The organism is Pseudomonas sp. FGI182 (assembly GCF_000511325.1).
GTDB classification, from domain to species: Bacteria; Pseudomonadota; Gammaproteobacteria; order Pseudomonadales; family Pseudomonadaceae; genus Aquipseudomonas; species Aquipseudomonas putida_Z.
In genome coordinates, this window is record NZ_CP007012.1 from 4,248,476 (window position 1) to 4,268,580 (window position 20,105).

Sequence of the window (20,105 nt, forward strand, 5' to 3'; positions counted from 1 at the left end):
CACTGGCACCTGCACTGGAATCGGGTATCACCGGCCCGGTGCAGACTCGGGCTGAGCCTGCACCGGGGCCGGCGAAGGAACCGCAGGCGGATCAGCCCTTGGTCAGGGTGGCCACGGCGCGCTCGAAGCGGTCCAGGCCTTCGTCGATGTCGGCGTCTTCAACCACCAGGCTTGGCGCGAAGCGGACCACGTCCGGGCCGGCCTGCAGCACCATCACGCCTTCTTTCTCGGCGGCGTTGAGCACATCCTTGGCCTTGCCTTTCCAGGCCTCGGTCAACACACAGCCCAGCAGCAGGCCAACGCCACGCACCTGGCTGAACAGGTTGTACTTCTGGCCGATCTGCTCCAGGCGGACCTTGAAGCGCTCATGCTTGGCCTTGATGCCGGCCAGGGTTTCCGGGGTGTTGACCACGTCCAGCACCGCGCAGGCGACGGCGCAGCCCAGCGGGTTGCCGCCGTAGGTGGTGCCGTGGGTGCCGACAGCCAGGTGCTTGGCCAGCTCGGTGGTGGTCAGCATGGCACCGATCGGGAAACCGCCGCCCAGGCTCTTGGCGCTGGTCAGGATGTCCGGGGTAACGCCGTAGTGCTGGTAGGCATACAGCGAACCGGTACGGCCAACGCCGGTCTGCACTTCGTCGAAGATCAGCAGGGCGTTGTGTTCGTCACACAGTTTGCGCGCGCCTTCCAGGTAGGCCTTGTCGGCCGGCACCACGCCGCTCTCGCCCTGGATCGGCTCGATCACCACGGCGCAGGTCTTGTCGGAAATCTGTGCCTTCAGCGCTTCCAGGTCGTTGTACGGCACATGGCTGATGCCGGTGATCTTCGGGCCGAAGCCATCGGAGTACTTCGGCTGGCCACCGACGCTGACGGTGAACAGGGTACGGCCGTGGAAGCTGTTCACGGTGGCGATGATTTCGTGCTTTTCCGGGCCGAAGCGGTCGTGGGCAACGCGACGGGCCAGCTTGAAGGCGGCCTCGTTGGACTCGGCGCCGGAGTTGCAGAAGAACGCACGGTCGGCAAAGGTGGCGTCCACCAGCTTGTGGGCCAGGCGCAGGGCCGGCTCGTTGGTGAACACGTTGGATACGTGCCAGAGGGTGTTGGCCTGCTCGGTCAGGGCCTTGACCAGTGCCGGGTGGCAGTGGCCCAGGGCGTTGACCGCGATGCCACCGGCAAAGTCGATCAATTCGCGACCCGACTGGTCCCAGACGCGGGAACCCTCGCCTCGCACAGGAATGAAGGCCGCCGGAGAATAGTTGGGGACCATGACCTGGTCGAAATCGGCACGTTGCACCGGGGCTTGCTCAACGGACATCTGAGTCTCCTGAAGAGGAACGCTGGCCTGGAAGTGGCGAGCGATGGGGGGATTGTAAGGACTGATCCGCGCCTGTCCTTGCGGCCAAGCGACAACTTGTTACAGCGCAAAACCCAGTTTTGACAAGGCTTTCGGCAATGCGACAAACACTGTCGCAATCGCGCAGTGTACGGGAGAGAGGGGGCTGGGTGAACGGGTGTTCACACAGGTTTGTGAGGGGCCAGGGATGTTCGGCGAAACGGGGGCGGCGCCTGTGAGACCGAGCGCCGCCCGCGCGGCGCTTCGCGGGGCAAGCCCGCTCCCACATTTGTTGCAACGTGGCCATGCCTGTGGGAAAGGCGTTGCCAGCTTTGGCGGAGAGTTTGAGACTGGCGAGACGGCGGTAGCGCCAGCCGGGAAACCGCGTCAAGGCAACAAGGCTGACAACAATGGCCTGACAGGTTCGGCACGTTGCAACAAATGTGGGAGCGGGCTTGTCCCGCGAAGCGCCGCGCGGGCGGCGCTCGATTTCCGCCGCACCATCAAACCCAAGGCATACGCCCCGAACCCACCCGAAATATCAGCCTTTTTCGGCAGGCGCCGAGCTCAGTTCGAACGGGCTGCTGCTACGCCGCTGGTTGCGATCCTCCCGCGGCGTTGCGCCAAAGAAGTTGCGGTAGGCACTGGAAAAATGCGGCCCCGAGGAGAAGCCGCAGGACAGCCCGATCTGGATGATCGACTTGCTGGTCTGCATCAGCATCTGCCGCGCCTTGTTCAGCCGCAGCTCCAGGTAGTACTGGCTCGGCACGCGGTTCAGGTACTGCTTGAAGATACGCTCCAGCTGCCGGCGCGAAACGCACACGTGCTGGGCAATTTCGTCGGTGGTCAGCGGCTCTTCGATGTTGGCCTCCATCAGCAGCACCGCCTGGGTCAGCTTGGGGTGGCTGGAGCCCAGGCGGTTCTGCAGCGGAATGCGCTGGCGCTCGCCACCCTCGCGGATGCGCTCGACCACCAGTTCCTCCGACACTGCCCCGGCCAGCTCCGCCCCGTGGTCACGGGCCAGCACCGCCAGCAGCAGGTCGGTAACGGCCATGCCGCCACAAGCGGTCAGGCGATCGCGGTCCCAGTCGAACAGGTGGCTGGTGGCGATGACCTTGGGGAAACGCTCGGCAAAATCATCCTGCCAGCGCCAGTGCACCGCAGCCCGGTAACCGTCGAGCAGGCCCAGCATCGCCAAGGGGTAGACCCCGGCCGACAGGCCGCCGATCATGCAGCCACTGCGCGCCAGTTGCTTGAGCGCCGCCGACAACGCAGCTCCCACCGCCGGCGGCTGCTCGTCAGCCAACAGGAACAGCTTGTGGCACCCCTCAAGGCGGCCGCTCCACGGCTCGCCCGGCAGGCGCCAACTGCCCTCTTGCGCCGGCTCCGCCTGCAGGAAGACCAGCTCGTAGACCACCTCCGGGTGCACCCGCTGCGCCACCTGCAACACTTCCTCGGCCAGCGCCAGGGTCAAGGGCCGGGTGCTGGGCCAGATGAGAAAACCGATTCGCTGGGTGGTCATAGGGTGCGGTCCGAAACCTGAGGTCGTTCGAGTCTGTGCGCCGGGTCAGGCTGCGCTCGCCGCGCAGCATGCCCTATTCTGGTGCAAAAATGCAGTTTTTACTTCAGGCTGCCGGAGAGGAACTGCTTCAGGCGCTCCGACTGCGGGTTGGCCAGCACTTCGCGCGGGCAGCCGGTTTCTTCCACCAGGCCCTTGTGCAGGAACACCAGCTGGTTGGACACCTCACGGGCAAAGCCCATTTCGTGGGTCACCACCACCATGGTGCGGCCTTCCTGGGCCAGCGCCTGCATCACCTTGAGCACATCGCCCACCAGCTCCGGGTCCAGTGCCGAGGTCGGCTCGTCGAACAGCATGACCTCCGGCTCCATGGCCAGCGCCCGGGCAATTGCCACACGCTGCTGCTCGCCGCCGGACATGTGCCCCGGGAAGGCGTCCTTGCGATGAGCGACACCCACCTTGGCCAGATAGTGCTCGGCCTTTTCCAGGGCTTCCTTGCGGTTCACGCCCAGCACGTGCACCGGCGCTTCGATGATGTTTTCCAGCGCGGTCATATGCGACCACAGGTTGAAGTGCTGGAAAACCATCGACAGGCGCGAGCGCATGCGCTGCAGCTGACGCGGGTCGGCGGCCTTGAGCGCGCCGTCCTTGCCCGGCACCAGCTTCAACTCTTCGTTGTTGAGCAGGATCTTGCCGGCGTGCGGCTGCTCCAGCAGGTTGATGCAGCGCAGGAAGGTCGACTTGCCCGAACCGCTGGAGCCGATGATGCTGATGACATCGCCTGCCTTGGCCGACAGGGACACGCCCTTGAGCACTTCATGGCTGCCGTAGCGCTTGTGCAGGTCTTGGACTTCGAGTTTGTACATGCTGTCGATTCTCACAAAGCGGTCAGTGCTTGCGCGGCGCCAGGTAGCCGAGCCAGCGGCGTTCGGCCATCTTGAACAGGCGCACCAGGATGAAGGTCAGGCACAGGTAGAACACGCCCGCCGTGATATAGGCCTCGAAAGGCAGGTAGTACTGGGCATTGACCGTGCGCGCAGCGCCAGTGATGTCGATCAGGGTGACGATCGACGCCAGGCTGGTGGTCTGCAGCATCATGATCACTTCGTTGCTGTACTGCGGCAGCGCCCGGCGCAGGGCCGACGGCAGCAGGATGCGCCGGTACATCTTCATGCGCGACATGCCCATGGCCTTGGCCGCCTCGATTTCGCCATGGGGCGTGGCCTTGAGGCTGCCGGCGATGATTTCGGCGGTGTAGGCACTGGTGTTGATGCCGAACGCCAGGCAGGCGCAGAAGGTAGCGCTGGACAGCAGCGGCCACAGGAAGCTTTCGCGCACCGCCTCGAACTGCGCCAGGCCGTAGTAGATCAGGAACAGCTGCACCAGCATCGGCGTGCCGCGGATCACGTAGGTGTACAGCCACGCCACGAGATTGACCGCTGGCTGCTTGGACACCCGCATCAGGCCCAGCGGAATGGCCGCCAGCAGCCCGAAGAACAGCGAAATCGCCAGCAGCTTGAGGGTGGTCAGCAGGCCGCCGAAGTACATCGGCAGTGCCTCCCAGACGACGTTGTAGTCGAAGATCATAGTTCAGCCACCTTGACGCCCACCGAGTAGCGGCGCTCGAGATACTTCAGGGCCAGCAGCGAGATGCTGGTCAGCACCAGGTACAGGGCCGCCACCGCCAGGAAGAAGGTGAAAGGCTCGCGGGTGGCGTCGGCCGCCTGCTTGGCCTTGAACATCATGTCCTGCAGGCCCACTACCGAAATCAGCGCGGTGGCCTTGGTCAGCACCAGCCAGTTGTTGGTGAAACCCGGGATCGCCAGGCGAATCATTTGCGGCACCTGGATGCGGAAGAACACCTGGCGGTTGCTCATGCCATACGCCACGCCCGCTTCGGCCTGGCCTTTCGGAATACCGAGGAACGCACCGCGGAAGGTTTCCGACAGGTAGGCACCAAAGATGAAGCCCAGGGTACCAATACCCGCGATCAGCGGATTCAGGTCGATGTAGTCTTCATAACCGAGCAGCGGCGCAACGCGGTTGATGATGTCCTGCCCGCCGTAGAAGATCAGCAGGATCAGGACCAGGTCCGGAATACCACGAATCACCGTGGAATACAGATCGCCCAGCCAGGCCAGCCAGCGCACCGGCGACAAGCGCAGCGCCACACCGATCAGGCCGAGCACGATGGCCAGGGCCATCGACGACAGGGCGAGCTGAAGCGTCAGCCACGCCCCGTCGAGGATGACTGCCCCGTAGCCTTTCAACATGATGAGGTCCTCGACCTAGAGAATGAAAAATGGTGCAAACCTCAGAGCCTCTGCTGTTTGCACCATTGCACAGGTGAAACCCGACGTCTTAGTTCGAGTCTGGACCGTAGATGTCGAAGTTGAAGTACTTCTTCTCGATTTCTTTGTACTTGCCGTTGGCACGGATGGCGTCGATGGCAGCGTTGATGCGCTCGACGTTGGCCTTGTCACCCTTGCGCACGGCAATACCGATGCCGTCACCGAAGTACTTGGCGTCGGTGAAGGACGGGCCTACGAAGGCGAAGCCCTTGCCGGCGTCGGTCTTGAGGAAGCCGTCTTCCAGCAGGGTGGCGTCAGCCACCGTGCCATCGAGGCGGCCAGCTGCCACGTCCAGGTAGATTTCGTTCTGGGTGCCGTAAGGAACCACGGTGGCACCTTTGGCGCCCAGCACTTCCTTGGCGAAGCGGTCATGGATCGAACCGCGCTGCACACCAATCTTCTTGCCCTTGAGCTCATCCAGGCTGTCTCTGACGGCGGTACCTTCCTTCATCACCAGGCGCGCCGGGGTCAGGTAGTAGCGCTTGGTGAAGTCGACCGATTTCTTGCGGTCTTCGGTGATCGACATGGACGACAGGATGGCGTCGATCTTGCGCACTTTCAGCGCCGGGATCAGGCCGTCGAACTCCTGCTCGACCCAGGTGCACTTGGCTTTCATCTCTTCGCACAGGGCGTTGCCGATGTCGTAGTCAAAACCGGCAATGCTGCCGTCTGGCTGCTTGAAGGCGAACGGTGGGTAAGCGGCTTCGATGCCGATTTTCAGCGGTTTTTCATCGGCCTGCGACACCAGGGAAAACACGGACAGCGCCAGGGCGCCAAGCAGTGCGAGCTTCTTCATCAGGTAACTCCATCGGTACGAAGCAATACAAGGCAGGTAACGGCTGCCCGATATGCGAATGGGTACAACGCGAGCCGCGCAGGGTTCGACCAAGGTCGCAGACCACGAGCGAGTGATTGGCATTTTAACGACAGCCCGGTAGTCGATATTTCTTCAAAGCGACAACTACTTACAGAAGCGCTTGAAACGGCAGCGGGCGATGTTGACAGCCATTGCAAAATATGCAAGAGCGCAAGAAATAGAACCTATAGTACTAGCAATTCCCGGGCCTATTATTGGCAAAGCCTTGTATTACGGCAAGTGCAGCGTGCCGTGTCGCAAAAAAGGCTGCGAAAACGCACTGAAACAGGCCGGATTTGTTTCCTGGCGCCCCGATATTGTGCGGCGCCGGTGACAGAACAGTTACCGATGAATGTCGGGTAACAGTAAAGCAAAAAACCCCGCCGGTTGCCCGGACGGGGTTTTGTTGGCGGCATACGCCCCTGTAGGAGCGGCCTTGTGTCGCGATGGGTCGCAAAGCGACCCCGGCAATTCAGGCTGTGAAGCCGAAATCCTGGGGCCGCTTCGCGACCCATCGCGACGCAAGGCCGCTCCTACAACGGATCGCGTCCAGCCCCACTATCAGGCCGAAGCCAGGCTCATGGCCTTGTGGGTATCGATCAGGTGCTGCACCACACCCGGGTCGGCCAGGGTCGAGATATCGCCCAGGGCATCGTACTCACCCGTGGCAATCTTGCGCAGGATGCGGCGCATGATCTTGCCCGACCGGGTCTTCGGCAGCCCCGGCGCCCACTGGATCACATCCGGCGAGGCGATCGGGCCGATTTCCTTGCGCACCCAGTTCTTCAGCTCCAGGCGCAGCTGCTCGCTGGCCTCGATACCGGCGTTGAGGGTGACATACACATAGATGCCCTGCCCCTTGATGTCGTGCGGCACACCCACCACCGCGGCCTCGGCCACTTTCGCATGCGCCACCATGGCACTTTCGATCTCGGCAGTACCCATGCGGTGACCGGACACGTTCAGCACGTCATCCACGCGGCCGGTGATCCAGTAGTAGCCATCCTCGTCGCGGCGCGCACCGTCACCGGTGAAGTACATGCCACGGAAGGTCTTGAAGTAGGTATCGACGAAACGGTCGTGGTCGCCGTACAGCGAACGCGACTGGCCCGGCCAGGAATCGAGGATCACCAGGTTGCCTTCGGCAGCGCCCTCGATCAGGTTGCCCAGGTTGTCCACCAGCGCCGGCACCACGCCGAAGAACGGGCGGGTTGCCGAGCCCGGCTTGAGGCCGGTAGCGCCCGGCAGCGGGCTGATCAGGATGCCGCCGGTCTCGGTCTGCCACCAGGTGTCGACGATCGGGCAACGCTCCTTGCCCACGGTCTTGTAATACCAGTTCCAGGCTTCGGGGTTGATCGGCTCACCCACCGAGCCCAGCAGGCGCAGGCTGGAGCCATCGGCACCTTCAACAGCAGCCTGCCCTTCGGCCATCATCGCGCGGATGGCGGTTGGCGCGGTGTACAGGATGTTGACCTTGTGCTTGTCGACGATCTTCGACACGCGGGTGATGTCGGGGTAGTTCGGCACGCCTTCGAACAGCAGGGTGGTGGCGCCGTTGGCCAGCGGGCCGTAGACGATGTAGCTGTGGCCGGTGACCCAACCCACGTCGGCGGTGCACCAGTACACCTCGCCCGGGCGATAGTCGAACACGCGCTCATGGGTCAGCGCGGCGTATACCAGGTAGCCGCCAGTGGTGTGCAGCACGCCCTTCGGCTTGCCGGTGGAACCAGAGGTATAAAGGATGAACAGCGCTTCCTCGGCACCCATCTCTTTTGGCGCGCAGTGGCTGGAGGCGACTTTCATCAGGTCTTCGTACCAGATGTCGCGGTGCTGGTGCCAGGCAATGTCGCCACCGGTGCGCTTGCACACGATGATCTTCTGCACGCTGTTGGTTTCAGGGTTGGTCAGCGCCAGGTCGACGTTGGCCTTGAGCGGGGTACGCCGGCCACCGCGCACGCCTTCGTCGGCGGTAATCACAACCTTGGACTTGCAGTCGATGATACGGCCGGCCAGCGCCTCGGGCGAGAAGCCGCCGAACACCACCGAATGGATCGCACCGATACGGGCACAGGCCAGCATGGCGACCACGGCCTCGGGGATCATCGGCATATAGATGGTGACCACGTCACCCCGGTGCACATCCTGGCCACGCAGGGCGTTGGCGAACTTGCAGACCTGCTCGTGCAGTTCGCGGTAGGTGATGTTGCGGTGCTCGGAAGGGTCGTCGCCTTCCCAGATGATGGCCAGCTGGTCGCCGCGCTCTTCAAGGTGGCGGTCCAGGCAGTTGGAGGAAACGTTCAGAGTGCCGTCGGCGAACCATTTGATATCGACGTGGTGGTCGTCGAAGGAGGTCTGCTTGACCTTGGTGAACGGCTTGATCCAGTCGATGCGCTGGGCCTGCTCGCGCCAGAAGCCGTCCGGGTTGATCACCGATTGCTGGTACATGGCCTTGTAGGTGGCCTCGTCGGTCAGGGTGGTGGCCGCAACCTCGGGACGAACGGGATACAGTGGAGCCGCACTCATCTGTGTTACCTCGGTGTAATAGTTGTTTTTGTATGGAACCGTTTGTAACTGTACCAGAGCGACAAAAGCCATTCGACGTTGGTAGTAATTTGGTACGCCCGTCCCGACAAAGCGCTCTGGCACGCACCTTACAGCCATGGCGAGGAAAAAATGGGGCCCTTTACCAGACGATTGTTACAGATTCTGTCAAAACACTTTATCAAAAGACCCACTGTTTCGGCCTTGGCCCCAGCCATAAAATTCACCTCGCCAGCAACGGCAAGGCGATTAACAACTGGTAACAGCCCCCACGAAGGCAACCGTTAATCCCCATCCAAACCCGATAGTTAAAACTAGCAATACTCGCGGCGCCATAAGCGCCGCGTGCCCCCTCACGACCTTAGACAGGTAAATTGAAAATGAAAGCTTTACTGGTATTGGTACTTGGCAGTCTTTGCGGCGCGGCGATGGCCGGCGAAGCAAAAGATGCCGAGCAGATTCCGGTTGAACAGTACAGTTACTCGCAGCACTTGGACATTGCCCGCGTCATTTCCATGAGCGAAGTGCCCAATGTGTGCGAAGTCGTGCCAGCCCGTATGACCTACGAGGACTCCAAGGGCCAGAAGCACATTCTCGAATACCGCGTGATGGGGAACGGCTGCTCGAACGGCTGACACCTTGTGAATTGGGGGCCCTACGGGCCCCTTTCGCGACACAAGGCCGCTCCTACAATGATAGGCGTACGCAGGCCTTTGTAGGAGTGGCCTTGTGTCGCGAAAGGACTGCGCAGCAGTCCCGCCTTTTATAAAGGCGGATTAATCTGCAGACTTGCCAAGTGAATAATCCCTCAACTTGTTGGCAATGGTCGTATGCGAAACACCCAGTCTTTTACCTAAAGCCCGACTACTCGGGAATTCCCCCATTAAACTTTCCAGCACCGCTTTTTCAAAGCGCCCGACAATCTGCGAAAGATCCCCGTCCAGCGAAAACTCACCCAGCGGTTGGCGCACACCGTAATCCGGCAAACGTATATGTTCACTTTTGACCACGCCGCCTTCGCATAACGAAACCGCCTGGAACAACACGTTTTCCAACTGCCTTACATTACCCGGCCAATGATACTGGCCAAGTTTGTCCATCGCCGCCGGCGCCAGGCGCGGCATGGCGCAGCCGATCTGTCGGCTGGCCTGGTCGAGAAAGTGCTGCACCAGCCCTTCCAGGCCATCCATGCATTCGCGCAATGGCGGAATGTGCAGCGACAACACATTGAGCCGGTGATACAGGTCCTGACGAAACTCGCCACGGGCACACAATTCGGACAAATCCACCTGGGTCGCGCAGATCACCCGTACATCCAGGTACACCTCTTCATCGCTGCCGACACGACGGAAGCAGCCATCCTGCAGAAAACGCAGCAGCTTCACCTGCAGGCGCGGGCTCATCTCCCCTACCCCGTCAAGGAAAAGCGTGCCACCGGCGGTCAGCTCCAGCAGCCCCAGCTTGCCCTCGGCCCGCGCCCCTTCGAATGCCCCGGGCCCGTAACCGAACAGTTCGGTCTCGGCCATCGACTCGGGCAACCCGGCGCAGTTCAGCGCCATCAGCGGCGACTGGCCGCGCGGGCTGGCCAAGTGGCAGGCACGCGCCAGCAACTCCTTGCCGGTGCCGGTCTCGCCCTCGATCAGCAATGGTGCGTCCAGCGGCGCCATGCGCCGCGCCTCGCGTACCACCGCAGCCATCACCCGCGAGCTCTGGAAGATACTGTCGAAACCGCGCAGCTCCTGCTTACGCACGTTGTAGATGCGCTCACCGATACGGTCGGCACGGTGCAGGGTCAGCACCGCGCCGGCCAGTGCCTCGCTGTCGTCGTGCTCGGACTGCAGCGGCGCGATATCGGCCAGGAACACATCACCCTTGACCTTGATGCGCAGGCCATTGATGCGCGACTTGTTGGCGCGCACCAGCTCTGGCAGGTCGAAGTCCTCCACATAGCGCGCCAGCGGCATGCCCGGCACCTCGTCCACCCGCACCCCCAGCAGCTGCGCAGCGGCCCGGTTGGCGGCGACGATGCTGCCACCCATGTCGATCGACAGCACCGGGAAGTCCAGCGCCCCCAGCAGCGCATTCAGCTCCATGTGCCGGCGCTCGCTGGGCATCAGCCCCACGCGCTTGACACCGAATACCCCGGCAATCGCCTCGAACTTCGGCCGCAGCGCCTGGAACTGCAGATTGATCAGGTTCGGGCAATGCAGGTAGATGGCGTTGCCATGGTCACCGCCCACCTCGCCGCGCAGCACGTTGATGCCGTACTCCACCAGCAGGTTGAGGATGTCGCGCAGGATGCCAATACGGTTCTGGCAATGCACTTTGATACGCATGAGGGCTCTCGAAGCGCCAATGTTTTTCAACACCGCGCGGAAAAGTCGTAAAGATAAGCTGACAAAAACAGCCGAAGCTTCAGCCAGATGCCTCGGATTTTCCGACACCTGCGCCTTTTTGTAAAATTATCGTTACGAAAACGTCGCCCAAAGCCAACCCCGCCCACTGGCCAACCCCGTGCAAAGCGGCCAGTGAAGGGATATTCCTAAGGCATGTCCTGCACATAACAAGAAAAGCCCTCACCAGGAGAGCCACATGAAACAGACGCAATACGTGGCACGCGAGCCCGATGCGCATGGTTTTATCGATTACCCGCAGCAAGAACATGCGGTATGGAACACCCTGATCACCCGTCAGCTGAAAGTGATCGAAGGCCGCGCGTGCCAGGAATACCTGGACGGCATCGACCAGCTCAAGCTGCCTCATGACCGTATTCCGCAACTGGGCGAGATCAACAAGGTGCTGGGCGCCACCACCGGTTGGCAGGTTGCCCGGGTCCCTGCGCTGATCCCCTTCCAGACCTTTTTCGAACTGCTGGCCAGCAAGCGCTTCCCGGTGGCCACCTTCATCCGTACCCCGGAAGAGCTGGACTACCTGCAAGAGCCCGATATCTTCCACGAGATCTTCGGCCACTGCCCGCTGCTGACCAACCCCTGGTTCGCCGAATTCACCCACACCTACGGCAAGCTCGGCCTGGCCGCGACCAAGGAACAACGCGTGTACCTGGCGCGCCTGTACTGGATGACCATCGAGTTCGGCCTGATGGAAACCGCGCAGGGCCGCAAGATCTATGGCGGCGGCATCCTCTCGTCACCAAAGGAGACCGTCTACAGTCTGTCTGGCGAGCCCGAGCACCAGGCCTTCGACCCGATCGAGGCCATGCGCACACCGTATCGCATCGACATCCTGCAGCCACTGTATTTCGTGCTGCCGAACATGAAGTGCCTGTTCGACCTGGCCCACGAAGACATCATGGGCATGGTTCACAAAGCCATGCAGCTGGGCCTGCACGCACCGAAGTTTCCACCCAAGGTCGCTGCCTGAGCGACCTTGCCGATAACAACTCGAACCGGAAAACACCACATGAATGCCTTGAACCAAGCCCATTGCGAAGCCTGCCGCGCCGACGCACCAAAGGTCACCGACGAAGAGCTGGCCGAGCTGATTCGCGAAATCCCGGACTGGAACATCGAAGTACGTGACGGCCACATGGAGCTGGAGCGCGTGTTCCTGTTCAAGAACTTCAAGCACGCCCTGGCGTTCACCAATGCCGTGGGCGAGATCGCCGAGGCCGAAGGCCACCACCCGGGCCTGCTGACCGAGTGGGGCAAGGTTACCGTGACCTGGTGGAGCCACTCGATCAAAGGCCTGCACCGCAATGACTTCATCATGTGCGCACGCACCGACAAGGTGGCGGAGACGGCTGAAGGCCGCAAGTAAGCACTGAGTACTGGGGCCGCTTCGCGCCCCTTCGCGGGCACGCCCGCTCCCACAGGGACTGCGTCGCCCCTGGCTTTCGCGACTTCCTGTGGGAGCGGGCGTGCCCGCGAAGGGGCGCGAAGCGGCCCCATTTTTTATGGGAAAAATGTCCGCTGTTCGCCCGCAAAACCGACAAGCGACCGCCAAAAAAACCCAAACTGTCATCCAGACTTGTGTATCCTGCCCCAGCTTTGCGAAGCTTCAAACGCGCCTGGCGCAGACTTTTCACTCACACTTGCGAGGAACGACGAGATGCATGAAATCCCGAATCTTCCCTTCCCAAGCCTGAACCCAGAAGAGCCAACCGTTACCGTTCATGCCGAACCGGCAGCTGCCGTCGAGCAGGATGGTGACGATCAATCCAGCGCTGACCAGGAATAACCGCGCATCCCCGACTGTGTGAAAACGGCTGACCTGCGGGCTACCCCCGTCATCACGTTTTCACACCGTCCAGAACCCACGTAGGCCCTCATGCCCCACTCACCGCGCCCCCTTGCGGTCACCCTGCAAGTCGTCTCCATCGTCCTCTTCACCTTCATCGGCTACCTGAACATCGGCATCCCGCTGGCCGTCTTGCCCGGCTATGTGCACAACGATCTGGGCTTCAGTGCCGTGGTCGCGGGCCTGGTGATCAGCGTGCAGTACCTGGCCACCCTGCTCAGCCGGCCCACCGCCAGCCGCATCATCGACAACCACGGCAGCAAGAAGGCGGTCATGTATGGCTTGGTCGGCTGCGGGCTCAGCGGGGTGTTCATGCTGGCCTGCGCCTTCCTCACCCACCTGCCCTGGCTGAGCCTGGCCTGCCTGCTGGTCGGCCGCCTGGTACTTGGCAGTGCGGAAAGCCTGGTGGGCTCCGGTGCCATTGGCTGGGGCATCGGCCGCGTAGGTGCCGAAAACACGGCCAAGGTCATTTCCTGGAATGGCATCGCCAGCTATGGTGCGCTGGCCATCGGTGCTCCGCTGGGCGTGCTGATGGTCAAGAGCCTGGGCCTGTGGAGCATGGGCGTGAGCATCATCCTGCTGTGTGCGCTCGGGTTGCTGCTGGCCTGGCCCAAACAGGCCGCACCGATCGTCAGTGGCGTGCGCCTGCCGTTTCTGCGGGTGCTGGGCAAAGTGTTCCCGCACGGCTCGGGGCTTGCCCTGGGCTCGATCGGCTTTGGCACCATCGCCACCTTCATCACCTTGTATTACGCCAGCCGTGGCTGGGCCAATGCGGCACTGACCCTGAGCCTGTTCGGTGCCAGCTTCATCAGTGCGCGACTGCTGTTCGGCAACCTGATCAACCGGCTTGGCGGGTTCCGGGTGGCGATTGCCTGCCTGTCGGTGGAAACGCTCGGGCTGCTGATGCTGTGGCTGGCGCCCAGCGCCGAACTGGCGTTGGCGGGGGCCGCGCTGAGCGGGTTCGGCTTCTCGCTGGTGTTCCCGGCACTGGGTGTGGAGGCGGTGAACCAGGTGTCGGCGGCCAACCGCGGGGCGGCGGTGGGGGCTTATTCGCTGTTCATCGATTTGTCGCTGGGGGTGACCGGGCCGCTGGTGGGCGCGGTGGCGGCGGGGTTCGGGTTTGCTTCGATGTTTCTGTTTGCGGCAGCGGCGGCGGCTTGCGGGTTGGTGCTGAGCCTGTATCTGTACAGGCAGGTGCGGCGTCAGCGGGGTCTTTAAAAACAGGGGGGGCGCTTTGCGCCCCTTTCGCGACACAAGGCCGCTCCTACAAGAAAAACGCGATCTCTTGTAGGAGCGGCCTTGTGTCGCGATGGGGCTGCAAGGCAGCCCCCGGGGCCCTGAAGCTCAGCGCTGAGCGTACTGCAGCACTACTTCCAGCGGGTGGCGCATCTGCCGCTCGGTCATGCGCTTGACCTGGCTGCGGCACGAGTAACCGGTCGCCAGCGGCTCGCCTTCCTTGTCCAGCTTGGTCGCCCACGACTGCTCGAAGATGGTCCGCGAGGTGTCCTGGTTACGCGCCTCGTGCCCATAGGTACCGGACATACCGCAGCAGCCAGTCGCCTCGGTCACCAGCTTCAGGCCAAGGCGGGCGAACACCTGCTCCCACTGCCTGGTGCTGGCCGGCACGTTGGTCTTCTCGGTGCAGTGCGCCATCAGGCGGAAATTGCCCGGCGCGGTCGGTGCCTGCTCCGGCAGCACATCCATCAACCACTCCTGCGGCAACAGCACCTGCGGGCAGCCATCCAGGCCCGGCACTTTCTGGTACTCCTGGCGATACACCAGGGTCATCGCCGGGTCCAGGCCCACCAGCGGCACGCCGCACTCGGCCAGGGCCTTGAGCTGGGTGGCATTGCGGATCGCCGCCTTGGCGAACGCACCGAGGAAGCCCTGAACGTGCAGTGGCTTGCCGTTGGCACTGTACGGCGCCAGGAACACCCGGTGGCCCAGGCGGTGCGCCAGGTCGATGAAGGCCGACAGCAGCGGTGTCTCGAAGTAACGGGTAAAGGCATCCTGCACCAGCACGATGCTGCGCTCGCGCTGGGCCGGGGTCAGTTCACGCAGGGCCGGCACGCTGGCCACGCCGACGCGGCAGCGGGTCAGGGTGGCCTGGAAGTTGAAGCGGCTGATCAGCGGGCTGTCGACCATGCCGACCTTGTCGGCCAGCAGCCTGCTCACCCACTTCGAGCCCATCACCGCGTTGTACAGCCCTGGCGCGTGAGCCAGGTACGGGATGGTGAACTCGAGCGAACCGATCAGGTAGTCACGCAGCGGGCGCTGGTAGCGGCCGTGGTACAGCTCGAGGAAGCGCGAGCGGAAGTCCGGCACGTTGACCTTGATCGGGCACTGCCCGGCGCACGACTTGCACGCCAGGCAGCCGGCCATGGCGTCATACACCTCATGGGAGAAGTCTTCCTGGCCCTGGCTGCGCGCACGGTTGTTACGCAGGCGTGCCGGCAGGCCCTTGAGCCACGACACCTTGTTGCGCGCCGCCGCCAGCACGTCGATGTTGGCCTCGCCCTGCAGGCGCAGCCATTCGCGCATCAGCGAAGCACGGCCCTTGGGCGAATGCTGGCGTTCACGGGTGGCCTTCCACGACGGGCACATGGCGTCGTTGGGGTCGTAGTTGTAGCAAGCGCCGTTGCCGTTGCAGTGCACGGCGCTAGGGAAGTCCTGCCACACGCGTTCGTCGATGGTGCGGTCGAGGTCGCCGCGCAGGGTCACGCCATCGACCTTGGTCAGGCCCTCGGCGCTGCCTGGCGGGGTGCAGATCTTGCCGGGGTTGAGCTGGTTGCGTGGGTCGAAGGCGCCCTTCAGGCGCTGCAGCGCCGGGTACAGCTCGCCGAAGTACTCCGGCACGTATTCCGAACGCAGGCCCTTGCCGTGCTCGCCCCACAGCAAGCCACCATAGCTTTTGGTCAGCGCCGCCACGGCGTCGGAAATCGGCTTGACCAGTGCGGCCTGGGCCGGGTCCTTCATGTCCAGTGCCGGGCGCACGTGCAGCACGCCGGCATCGACATGGCCGAACATGCCGTAGGCCAGGCCGTAGCCATCGAGCAGTGCACGGAAGTCGGCGATGTAGTCGGCCAGTTGCTCCGGCGGTACCGCGGTGTCTTCCACGAACGGTTGCGGGCGTACTTCGCCCTCGACGTTGCCCAGCAGGCCCACCGAACGTTTACGCATGGTGTAGACGCGGGTCACCGCCTCGGCACCTTCGGCCAGGGTGTGGCCCAGGCGCTCGACGCTGGTGTCGCTCTGCAGGTGCTGGATGAACGCTTGCACCTTGGCATTGACCTCGGCCGGCTCGTCGCCGCAGAACTCCACCAGGTTGATGCCCAGGGTCGGGCGCTCGGGGTCGGCCGGGAAGTATTCGGCAACGCTGTGCCAGACGATGTCCTTCATCGCCAGCATCAGCACCTTGGAGTCGACGGTCTCGATCGACAGCGGCTTGTGCGCCATCAGCGCGTTGGCGTCACGCAGGGCATCCATGAAGCTGGTGTAGCGCACGTTGACCAGCACGGCGTACTTGGGGATCGGCAGCACATTGAGCTTGGCTTCGACCACATAGCCCAGCGAGCCCTCGGCACCGCACAGCACGCTGTTGAGGTTGAAGCGGCCCTGCTCGTCGCGCAGGTGCGCCAGGTCGTAGCCGGTCAGGCAACGGTTGAGCTTGGGGAAGGTGGTTTCGATGAGGTCGGCCTGGGTTTCCTGGATCTCCCGCGCCATGCGGTACACCTCGCCGACCCGGCCGGGCGCGGCACAGGCCTGTTCCAGCGCGGCATCGTCGATCGGCAGGCTGTGCAGGCGCTCGCCCCCGAGCAGCACGCTGTGCAGCTCCAGTACGTGGTCGCGGGTCTTGCCATAGGTGCAGCTGCCCTGGCCGCTGGCATCGGTGTTGATCATGCCGCCGACAGTGGCACGGTTGGAGGTGGACAGCTCGGGGGCGAAGAACAGCCCGTGCGGCTTGAGCGCGGCGTTGAGCTGGTCCTTGACGGTACCGGCCTGCACCCGCACCCAGCGTTCCTCGACGTTGATTTCGAGGATCTTGTTCATGTGCCGCGACAGGTCGACGACGATCCCGTCGGTCAGCGACTGCCCGTTGGTGCCGGTACCACCGCCGCGCGGGGTCAGCTTGACCTGCTGGAAGCGCTCCTCGGCCATCAGCGTGGCGACCCGCGCCACATCGTCGGCGTCCAGCGGGAACACCGCCGCCTGTGGCAAGCGTTGGTAGATCGAGTTGTCGGTGGCCAGCACCGTGCGGGTACCGTAGTCGGCACTGATCTGGCCACGGAAGCCGCTGTTGCGCAGGGCTTCGAGGAATTCGGGGTAGTTGGCGCTCGGGGCAACGGTCGGCAGCTGGGCGATCATCGAAGGATGGCCTCTTGATATTGGCTAATTCACGGGATTCCTGTCGTTCCGGCATGGGTGATGGCATGCGGAGGTGACGTGCAGGCCAATGTTCCTGTAGTTTCGCTTTAGGGGCAAACGGATAATCCTGCCGCTATTAATGACTTTCATGAATGAATTACCGCCATCTCACCCCGTCCATGTCGCTGCTACTGGCTTTCGAGGCTGCCGCCCGGCATGAAAGCTACACCCGCGCCGCCGCCGAGCTGTCGCTCACCCAGAGCGCGGTCAGCCGCCAGGTGCAGGCGCTGGAGCAGCAACTGGGCCTGACCCTGTTCCGCCGCGAAGGGCGCCAGGTGCAGCTGACCGATGTCGGCCGCCTGTACCAGCGCGAGCTCAGCGAGGCACTTGGGCGCATTCGCAGCGCCACCTTGCAGGCACTGGCCTACCAGTCGGGGGTGGGCACCTTGCGCCTGGCCACCTTGCCCACCTTCGGCTCGAAATGGCTGCTGCCAAGGCTGCACGCCTTCTACAGCGCCCACCCGGGCATGCTGGTGCACATACATTCACGCATCGAAGCCATCAACTTCGACACCAGCGAGATCGATGCCGCCATCGGCGTGGCCAGTCACGACCTGCCGGGGTTGATCTGCCATCGCCTGCATGCCGAGGAACTGGTGGTGATATTGCCGCCGGAGGCTGGCGCGGACAGCCAGGGCTGGAGCCCTGCACGCATCAGTGAAGAAGTGCTGCTGAATGTGGCCAACAACCCGCATGCCTGGGGCGAGTGGTTTTCGCACCATGGCCTGGCGCACCGGGCGATGCGCCTGGGGCCGAGCTTCGAGCTGACCTCGCACCTGATCCAGGCGGTACGCGCCGGGATCGGCATCGGCCTGGTGCCGCGCATACTGGTGGAGGAAGAACTGGCCAAGGGTGAGCTGTACAGCCCCGGGGTGGCATTTGCCAGCCAGCGCAGTTATTACCTGATCTACCCGCCGCGCAATGAGGCGTTGCCGTCGCTGCGGGCGTTTCGCAGTTGGTTGCTGGAGCAGATCTGAATGTCTGGGCTGCCTGTACCGGCCCTTTCGCGGGCACGCCCGCTCCCACAGGGACCGCGCTGAACTGGAACCTGTGGTGATCCTGTGGGAGCGGGCGTGCCCGCGAAAGGGGCGGCACAGGCAACAAAAAACCCGAAGCCAGTCACCCGGCTTCGGGTTTTTCTATCGCCGCAGCGCCTTACTTGGCCACGCTACCAGCAGCCCCAAGCGCCTGCGCCTTGCGACGCGGCTTGACCATGTAGACCACGAACATGGCGAACAGCCACACCGGGATCGCATACACGGAAACCTGGATACCCGGGATCATCGCCATGATGCCCAGAATCAGCACCACGAACGCCAGGCAGATGTAGTTGCCATAGGGGTACCACAGCGCCTTGAACAGCGGCTTCTGGCCAGTGCGGTCCAGGTGCTGGCGGAACTTCAGGTGCGAGTAGCTGATCATCGCCCAGTTGATCACCAGGGTGGCCACCACCAGCGACATCAGCAGCTCCAGCGCGTTTTGCGGCATCAGGTAGTTGAGCAGCACCGCGATCAGCGTCACGCCTGCCGACGCCAGGATCGAGCGCACCGGCACACCGCGGCTGTCGACCTTGGCCAACGACGCCGGGGCGTCACCTTGTTCGGCCATGCCCAGCAGCATGCGGGCGTTGCAGTAGGTGCCGCTGTTGTACACCGACAGCGCTGCAGTCAGGACCACGAAGTTCAGCAGGTGCGCAGCCACGTCACTGCCCAGCAGCGAGAACACCTGCACGAACGGGCTGCTGCCATAGCTGCCGCCGGACGCATCGATGCTGGCGACCAGGTTGTCCCATGGGGTCAGCGACAGCAGCACCACCAGGGCACCGACATAGAAGATCAGGATACGGTAGATGACCTGGTTGATCGCCTTGGGGATCACGGTCTTCGGCTTGTCGGCCTCGGCGGCGGTGAAGCCGAGCATTTCCAGGCCACCGAAGGAGAACATGATGAAGGCCAGGGCCATCACCAGCCCGCTTACACCGTTCGGGAAGAAGCCGCCGTGCGACCACAGGTTGGCCACGGTGGCTTCAGGGCCGCCGCTGCCGCTGGTCAGCAGGTAGGCACCCAGGCCGATCATGCTGACGATGGCCACCACCTTGATGATGGCAAACCAGAATTCGGCCTCACCGAAGAACTTCACGTTCATCAGGTTGATGGCGTTGATCAGCACGAAGAACGCTGCCGCCGTGACCCAGGTAGGGATCTCCGGCCACCAGTAGTGGACATACTTGCCGACCGCCGAAAGCTCCGACATGCCCACCAGGATGTATAGCACCCAGCAGTTCCAGCCCGACAGGAAGCCGGCGAAACCACCCCAGTAGGTGTGGGCGAAATGGCTGAACGAGCCGGCCACCGGCTCTTCCACGATCATTTCGCCGAGCTGGCGCATGATCATGAAGGCGATGAAGCCGCAGATGGCGTAGCCAAGGATCATCGACGGGCCAGCGGATTTCATCACGCCTGCCGAGCCGAGGAACAGGCCGGTACCAATCGCACCGCCGAGGGCGATCAACTGGATATGGCGGTTCTTCAGGCCCCGCTTGAGCTCGCCTGAATGCATGTTTTGTCCACTCATGAACGAAGTCACCTGCATTGTTTTTATCTGTGACGGAATCGGACCCACCGCGCTCGTGGCGCAGCGGAATGGGCAAGGTGGTTACCTTGGGTTTCCTGACCTCAGGTGCCGCCGGGGCGGGTCAACCAGGCGTGATCAAGAGTGCGCGGTACGCAAGGGAGTCACAGGTAAAACGCGGCGCACTGTATACCCCTGCAAACGCGCAGGCGTCAACGCGTTGCATCGTTTCCTCGGGAAAAAACGCAGCGATCC

General features: G+C 63.0%; 16 protein-coding genes. 6 read left to right on the plus strand and 10 right to left on the minus strand.

What is annotated here, in order from left to right; all coding sequences use genetic code 11:
• Nucleotides 1-91: 91 nt before the first annotated feature.
• From C163_RS18745 to acs, 7 genes are all read right to left on the minus strand, one after another.
• Nucleotides 92-1,312: an aspartate aminotransferase family protein gene (locus tag C163_RS18745; protein WP_013973653.1), complete on the minus strand. Its 1,221-nt coding sequence runs from the start codon at nucleotides 1,310-1,312 to the stop codon at nucleotides 92-94.
• Between the two features lie 559 nt (nucleotides 1,313-1,871).
• Entirely contained in the window at nucleotides 1,872-2,852 is a 981-nt protein-coding gene (argR, locus tag C163_RS18750; protein ID WP_025340126.1) for a transcriptional regulator ArgR, read from the minus strand.
• Between the two features lie 98 nt (nucleotides 2,853-2,950).
• Entirely contained in the window at nucleotides 2,951-3,715 is a 765-nt protein-coding gene (locus C163_RS18755; RefSeq protein WP_025340127.1) for an ABC transporter ATP-binding protein, read from the minus strand.
• Nucleotides 3,716-3,737: 22 nt separating this feature from the next.
• Nucleotides 3,738-4,436, minus strand: coding sequence for an ABC transporter permease (locus C163_RS18760; protein WP_003260115.1), 699 nt, complete (start codon nucleotides 4,434-4,436; stop codon nucleotides 3,738-3,740).
• A complete protein-coding gene (locus C163_RS18765; protein ID WP_003260113.1) occupies nucleotides 4,433-5,122 on the minus strand; it encodes an ABC transporter permease in 690 nt (229 codons plus the stop codon). The genes C163_RS18760 and C163_RS18765 overlap by 4 nt, the downstream gene beginning before the upstream one ends.
• Nucleotides 5,123-5,210: 88 nt before the next feature.
• Nucleotides 5,211-5,996 (minus strand): ABC transporter substrate-binding protein, encoded by a 786-nt coding sequence (locus C163_RS18770; protein WP_025340128.1) that lies wholly within the window; start codon nucleotides 5,994-5,996, stop codon nucleotides 5,211-5,213.
• A 621-nt stretch (nucleotides 5,997-6,617) separates the two neighbouring features.
• Nucleotides 6,618-8,579 (minus strand): acetate--CoA ligase, encoded by a 1,962-nt coding sequence (gene acs / locus C163_RS18775; protein WP_015271271.1) that lies wholly within the window; start codon nucleotides 8,577-8,579, stop codon nucleotides 6,618-6,620.
• Between the two features lie 398 nt (nucleotides 8,580-8,977).
• On the opposite strand from acs, the gene C163_RS18780 reads away from it, so the two are divergent.
• Nucleotides 8,978-9,232, plus strand: a complete 255-nt coding sequence (locus tag C163_RS18780; protein ID WP_003260110.1) for a DUF2790 domain-containing protein — start codon at nucleotides 8,978-8,980, stop codon at nucleotides 9,230-9,232.
• Nucleotides 9,233-9,373: 141 nt separating this feature from the next.
• Here C163_RS18780 and C163_RS18785 read toward each other — a convergent pair whose 3' ends face one another.
• Entirely contained in the window at nucleotides 9,374-10,933 is a 1,560-nt protein-coding gene (locus C163_RS18785; protein WP_025340129.1) for a sigma-54-dependent phenylalanine hydroxylase transcriptional regulator PhhR, read from the minus strand.
• A 256-nt stretch (nucleotides 10,934-11,189) separates the two neighbouring features.
• Here C163_RS18785 and phhA point away from each other — a divergent pair, with 256 nt between their 5' ends.
• The 4 genes from phhA to C163_RS18800 all read left to right on the plus strand — a co-directional run bounded on the left by phhA (nucleotide 11,190) and on the right by C163_RS18800 (nucleotide 14,072).
• Complete coding sequence (phhA, locus tag C163_RS18790; protein WP_025340130.1) at nucleotides 11,190-11,978, plus strand: phenylalanine 4-monooxygenase; 789 nt, start codon at nucleotides 11,190-11,192, stop codon at nucleotides 11,976-11,978.
• Nucleotides 11,979-12,017: 39 nt separating this feature from the next.
• Complete coding sequence (locus C163_RS18795; protein ID WP_003254532.1) at nucleotides 12,018-12,374, plus strand: 4a-hydroxytetrahydrobiopterin dehydratase; 357 nt, start codon at nucleotides 12,018-12,020, stop codon at nucleotides 12,372-12,374.
• 291 nt (nucleotides 12,375-12,665) lie between these two features.
• Nucleotides 12,666-12,794 carry a hypothetical protein gene (locus tag C163_RS27555; protein ID WP_015271274.1) on the plus strand — a complete coding sequence of 43 codons (129 nt, stop codon included), beginning with the start codon at nucleotides 12,666-12,668 and terminating at the stop codon, nucleotides 12,792-12,794.
• 90 nt (nucleotides 12,795-12,884) lie between these two features.
• Nucleotides 12,885-14,072, plus strand: coding sequence for an MFS transporter (locus C163_RS18800; RefSeq protein WP_025340131.1), 1,188 nt, complete (start codon nucleotides 12,885-12,887; stop codon nucleotides 14,070-14,072).
• 126 nt (nucleotides 14,073-14,198) lie between these two features.
• Here C163_RS18800 and C163_RS18805 read toward each other — a convergent pair whose 3' ends face one another.
• Nucleotides 14,199-17,219, minus strand: coding sequence for an FAD-binding and (Fe-S)-binding domain-containing protein (locus C163_RS18805; protein WP_025340132.1), 3,021 nt, complete (start codon nucleotides 17,217-17,219; stop codon nucleotides 14,199-14,201).
• Nucleotides 17,220-17,371: 152 nt separating this feature from the next.
• Here C163_RS18805 and C163_RS18810 point away from each other — a divergent pair, with 152 nt between their 5' ends.
• Complete coding sequence (locus C163_RS18810) at nucleotides 17,372-18,256, plus strand: LysR substrate-binding domain-containing protein (RefSeq protein ID WP_013973663.1); 885 nt, start codon at nucleotides 17,372-17,374, stop codon at nucleotides 18,254-18,256.
• A 178-nt stretch (nucleotides 18,257-18,434) separates the two neighbouring features.
• On the opposite strand, the gene C163_RS18815 is transcribed toward C163_RS18810, so the two are convergent.
• On the minus strand, nucleotides 18,435-19,853 hold the full coding sequence (locus tag C163_RS18815) for an amino acid permease (protein WP_161551429.1): 1,419 nt from the start codon (nucleotides 19,851-19,853) through the stop codon (nucleotides 18,435-18,437).
• Between the last annotated feature and the right edge of the window lie 252 nt (nucleotides 19,854-20,105).

Coding starts and splice junctions, on each gene's coding strand:
- C163_RS18745 (WP_013973653.1), bottom strand. CDS start 1,312: ATGTCCGTTGAGCAAGCCCCGGTGCAACGTGCCGATTTCGACCAGGTC.
- argR (WP_025340126.1), bottom strand. CDS start 2,852: ATGACCACCCAGCGAATCGGTTTTCTCATCTGGCCCAGCACCCGGCCC.
- C163_RS18755 (WP_025340127.1), bottom strand. CDS start 3,715: ATGTACAAACTCGAAGTCCAAGACCTGCACAAGCGCTACGGCAGCCAT.
- C163_RS18760 (WP_003260115.1), bottom strand. CDS start 4,436: ATGATCTTCGACTACAACGTCGTCTGGGAGGCACTGCCGATGTACTTC.
- C163_RS18765 (WP_003260113.1), bottom strand. CDS start 5,122: ATGTTGAAAGGCTACGGGGCAGTCATCCTCGACGGGGCGTGGCTGACG.
- C163_RS18770 (WP_025340128.1), bottom strand. CDS start 5,996: ATGAAGAAGCTCGCACTGCTTGGCGCCCTGGCGCTGTCCGTGTTTTCC.
- acs (WP_015271271.1), bottom strand. CDS start 8,579: ATGAGTGCGGCTCCACTGTATCCCGTTCGTCCCGAGGTTGCGGCCACC.
- C163_RS18780 (WP_003260110.1), top strand. CDS start 8,978: ATGAAAGCTTTACTGGTATTGGTACTTGGCAGTCTTTGCGGCGCGGCG.
- C163_RS18785 (WP_025340129.1), bottom strand. CDS start 10,933: ATGCGTATCAAAGTGCATTGCCAGAACCGTATTGGCATCCTGCGCGAC.
- phhA (WP_025340130.1), top strand. CDS start 11,190: ATGAAACAGACGCAATACGTGGCACGCGAGCCCGATGCGCATGGTTTT.
- C163_RS18795 (WP_003254532.1), top strand. CDS start 12,018: ATGAATGCCTTGAACCAAGCCCATTGCGAAGCCTGCCGCGCCGACGCA.
- C163_RS27555 (WP_015271274.1), top strand. CDS start 12,666: ATGCATGAAATCCCGAATCTTCCCTTCCCAAGCCTGAACCCAGAAGAG.
- C163_RS18800 (WP_025340131.1), top strand. CDS start 12,885: ATGCCCCACTCACCGCGCCCCCTTGCGGTCACCCTGCAAGTCGTCTCC.
- C163_RS18805 (WP_025340132.1), bottom strand. CDS start 17,219: ATGATCGCCCAGCTGCCGACCGTTGCCCCGAGCGCCAACTACCCCGAA.
- C163_RS18810 (WP_013973663.1), top strand. CDS start 17,372: ATGAATTACCGCCATCTCACCCCGTCCATGTCGCTGCTACTGGCTTTC.
- C163_RS18815 (WP_161551429.1), bottom strand. CDS start 19,853: ATGAGTGGACAAAACATGCATTCAGGCGAGCTCAAGCGGGGCCTGAAG.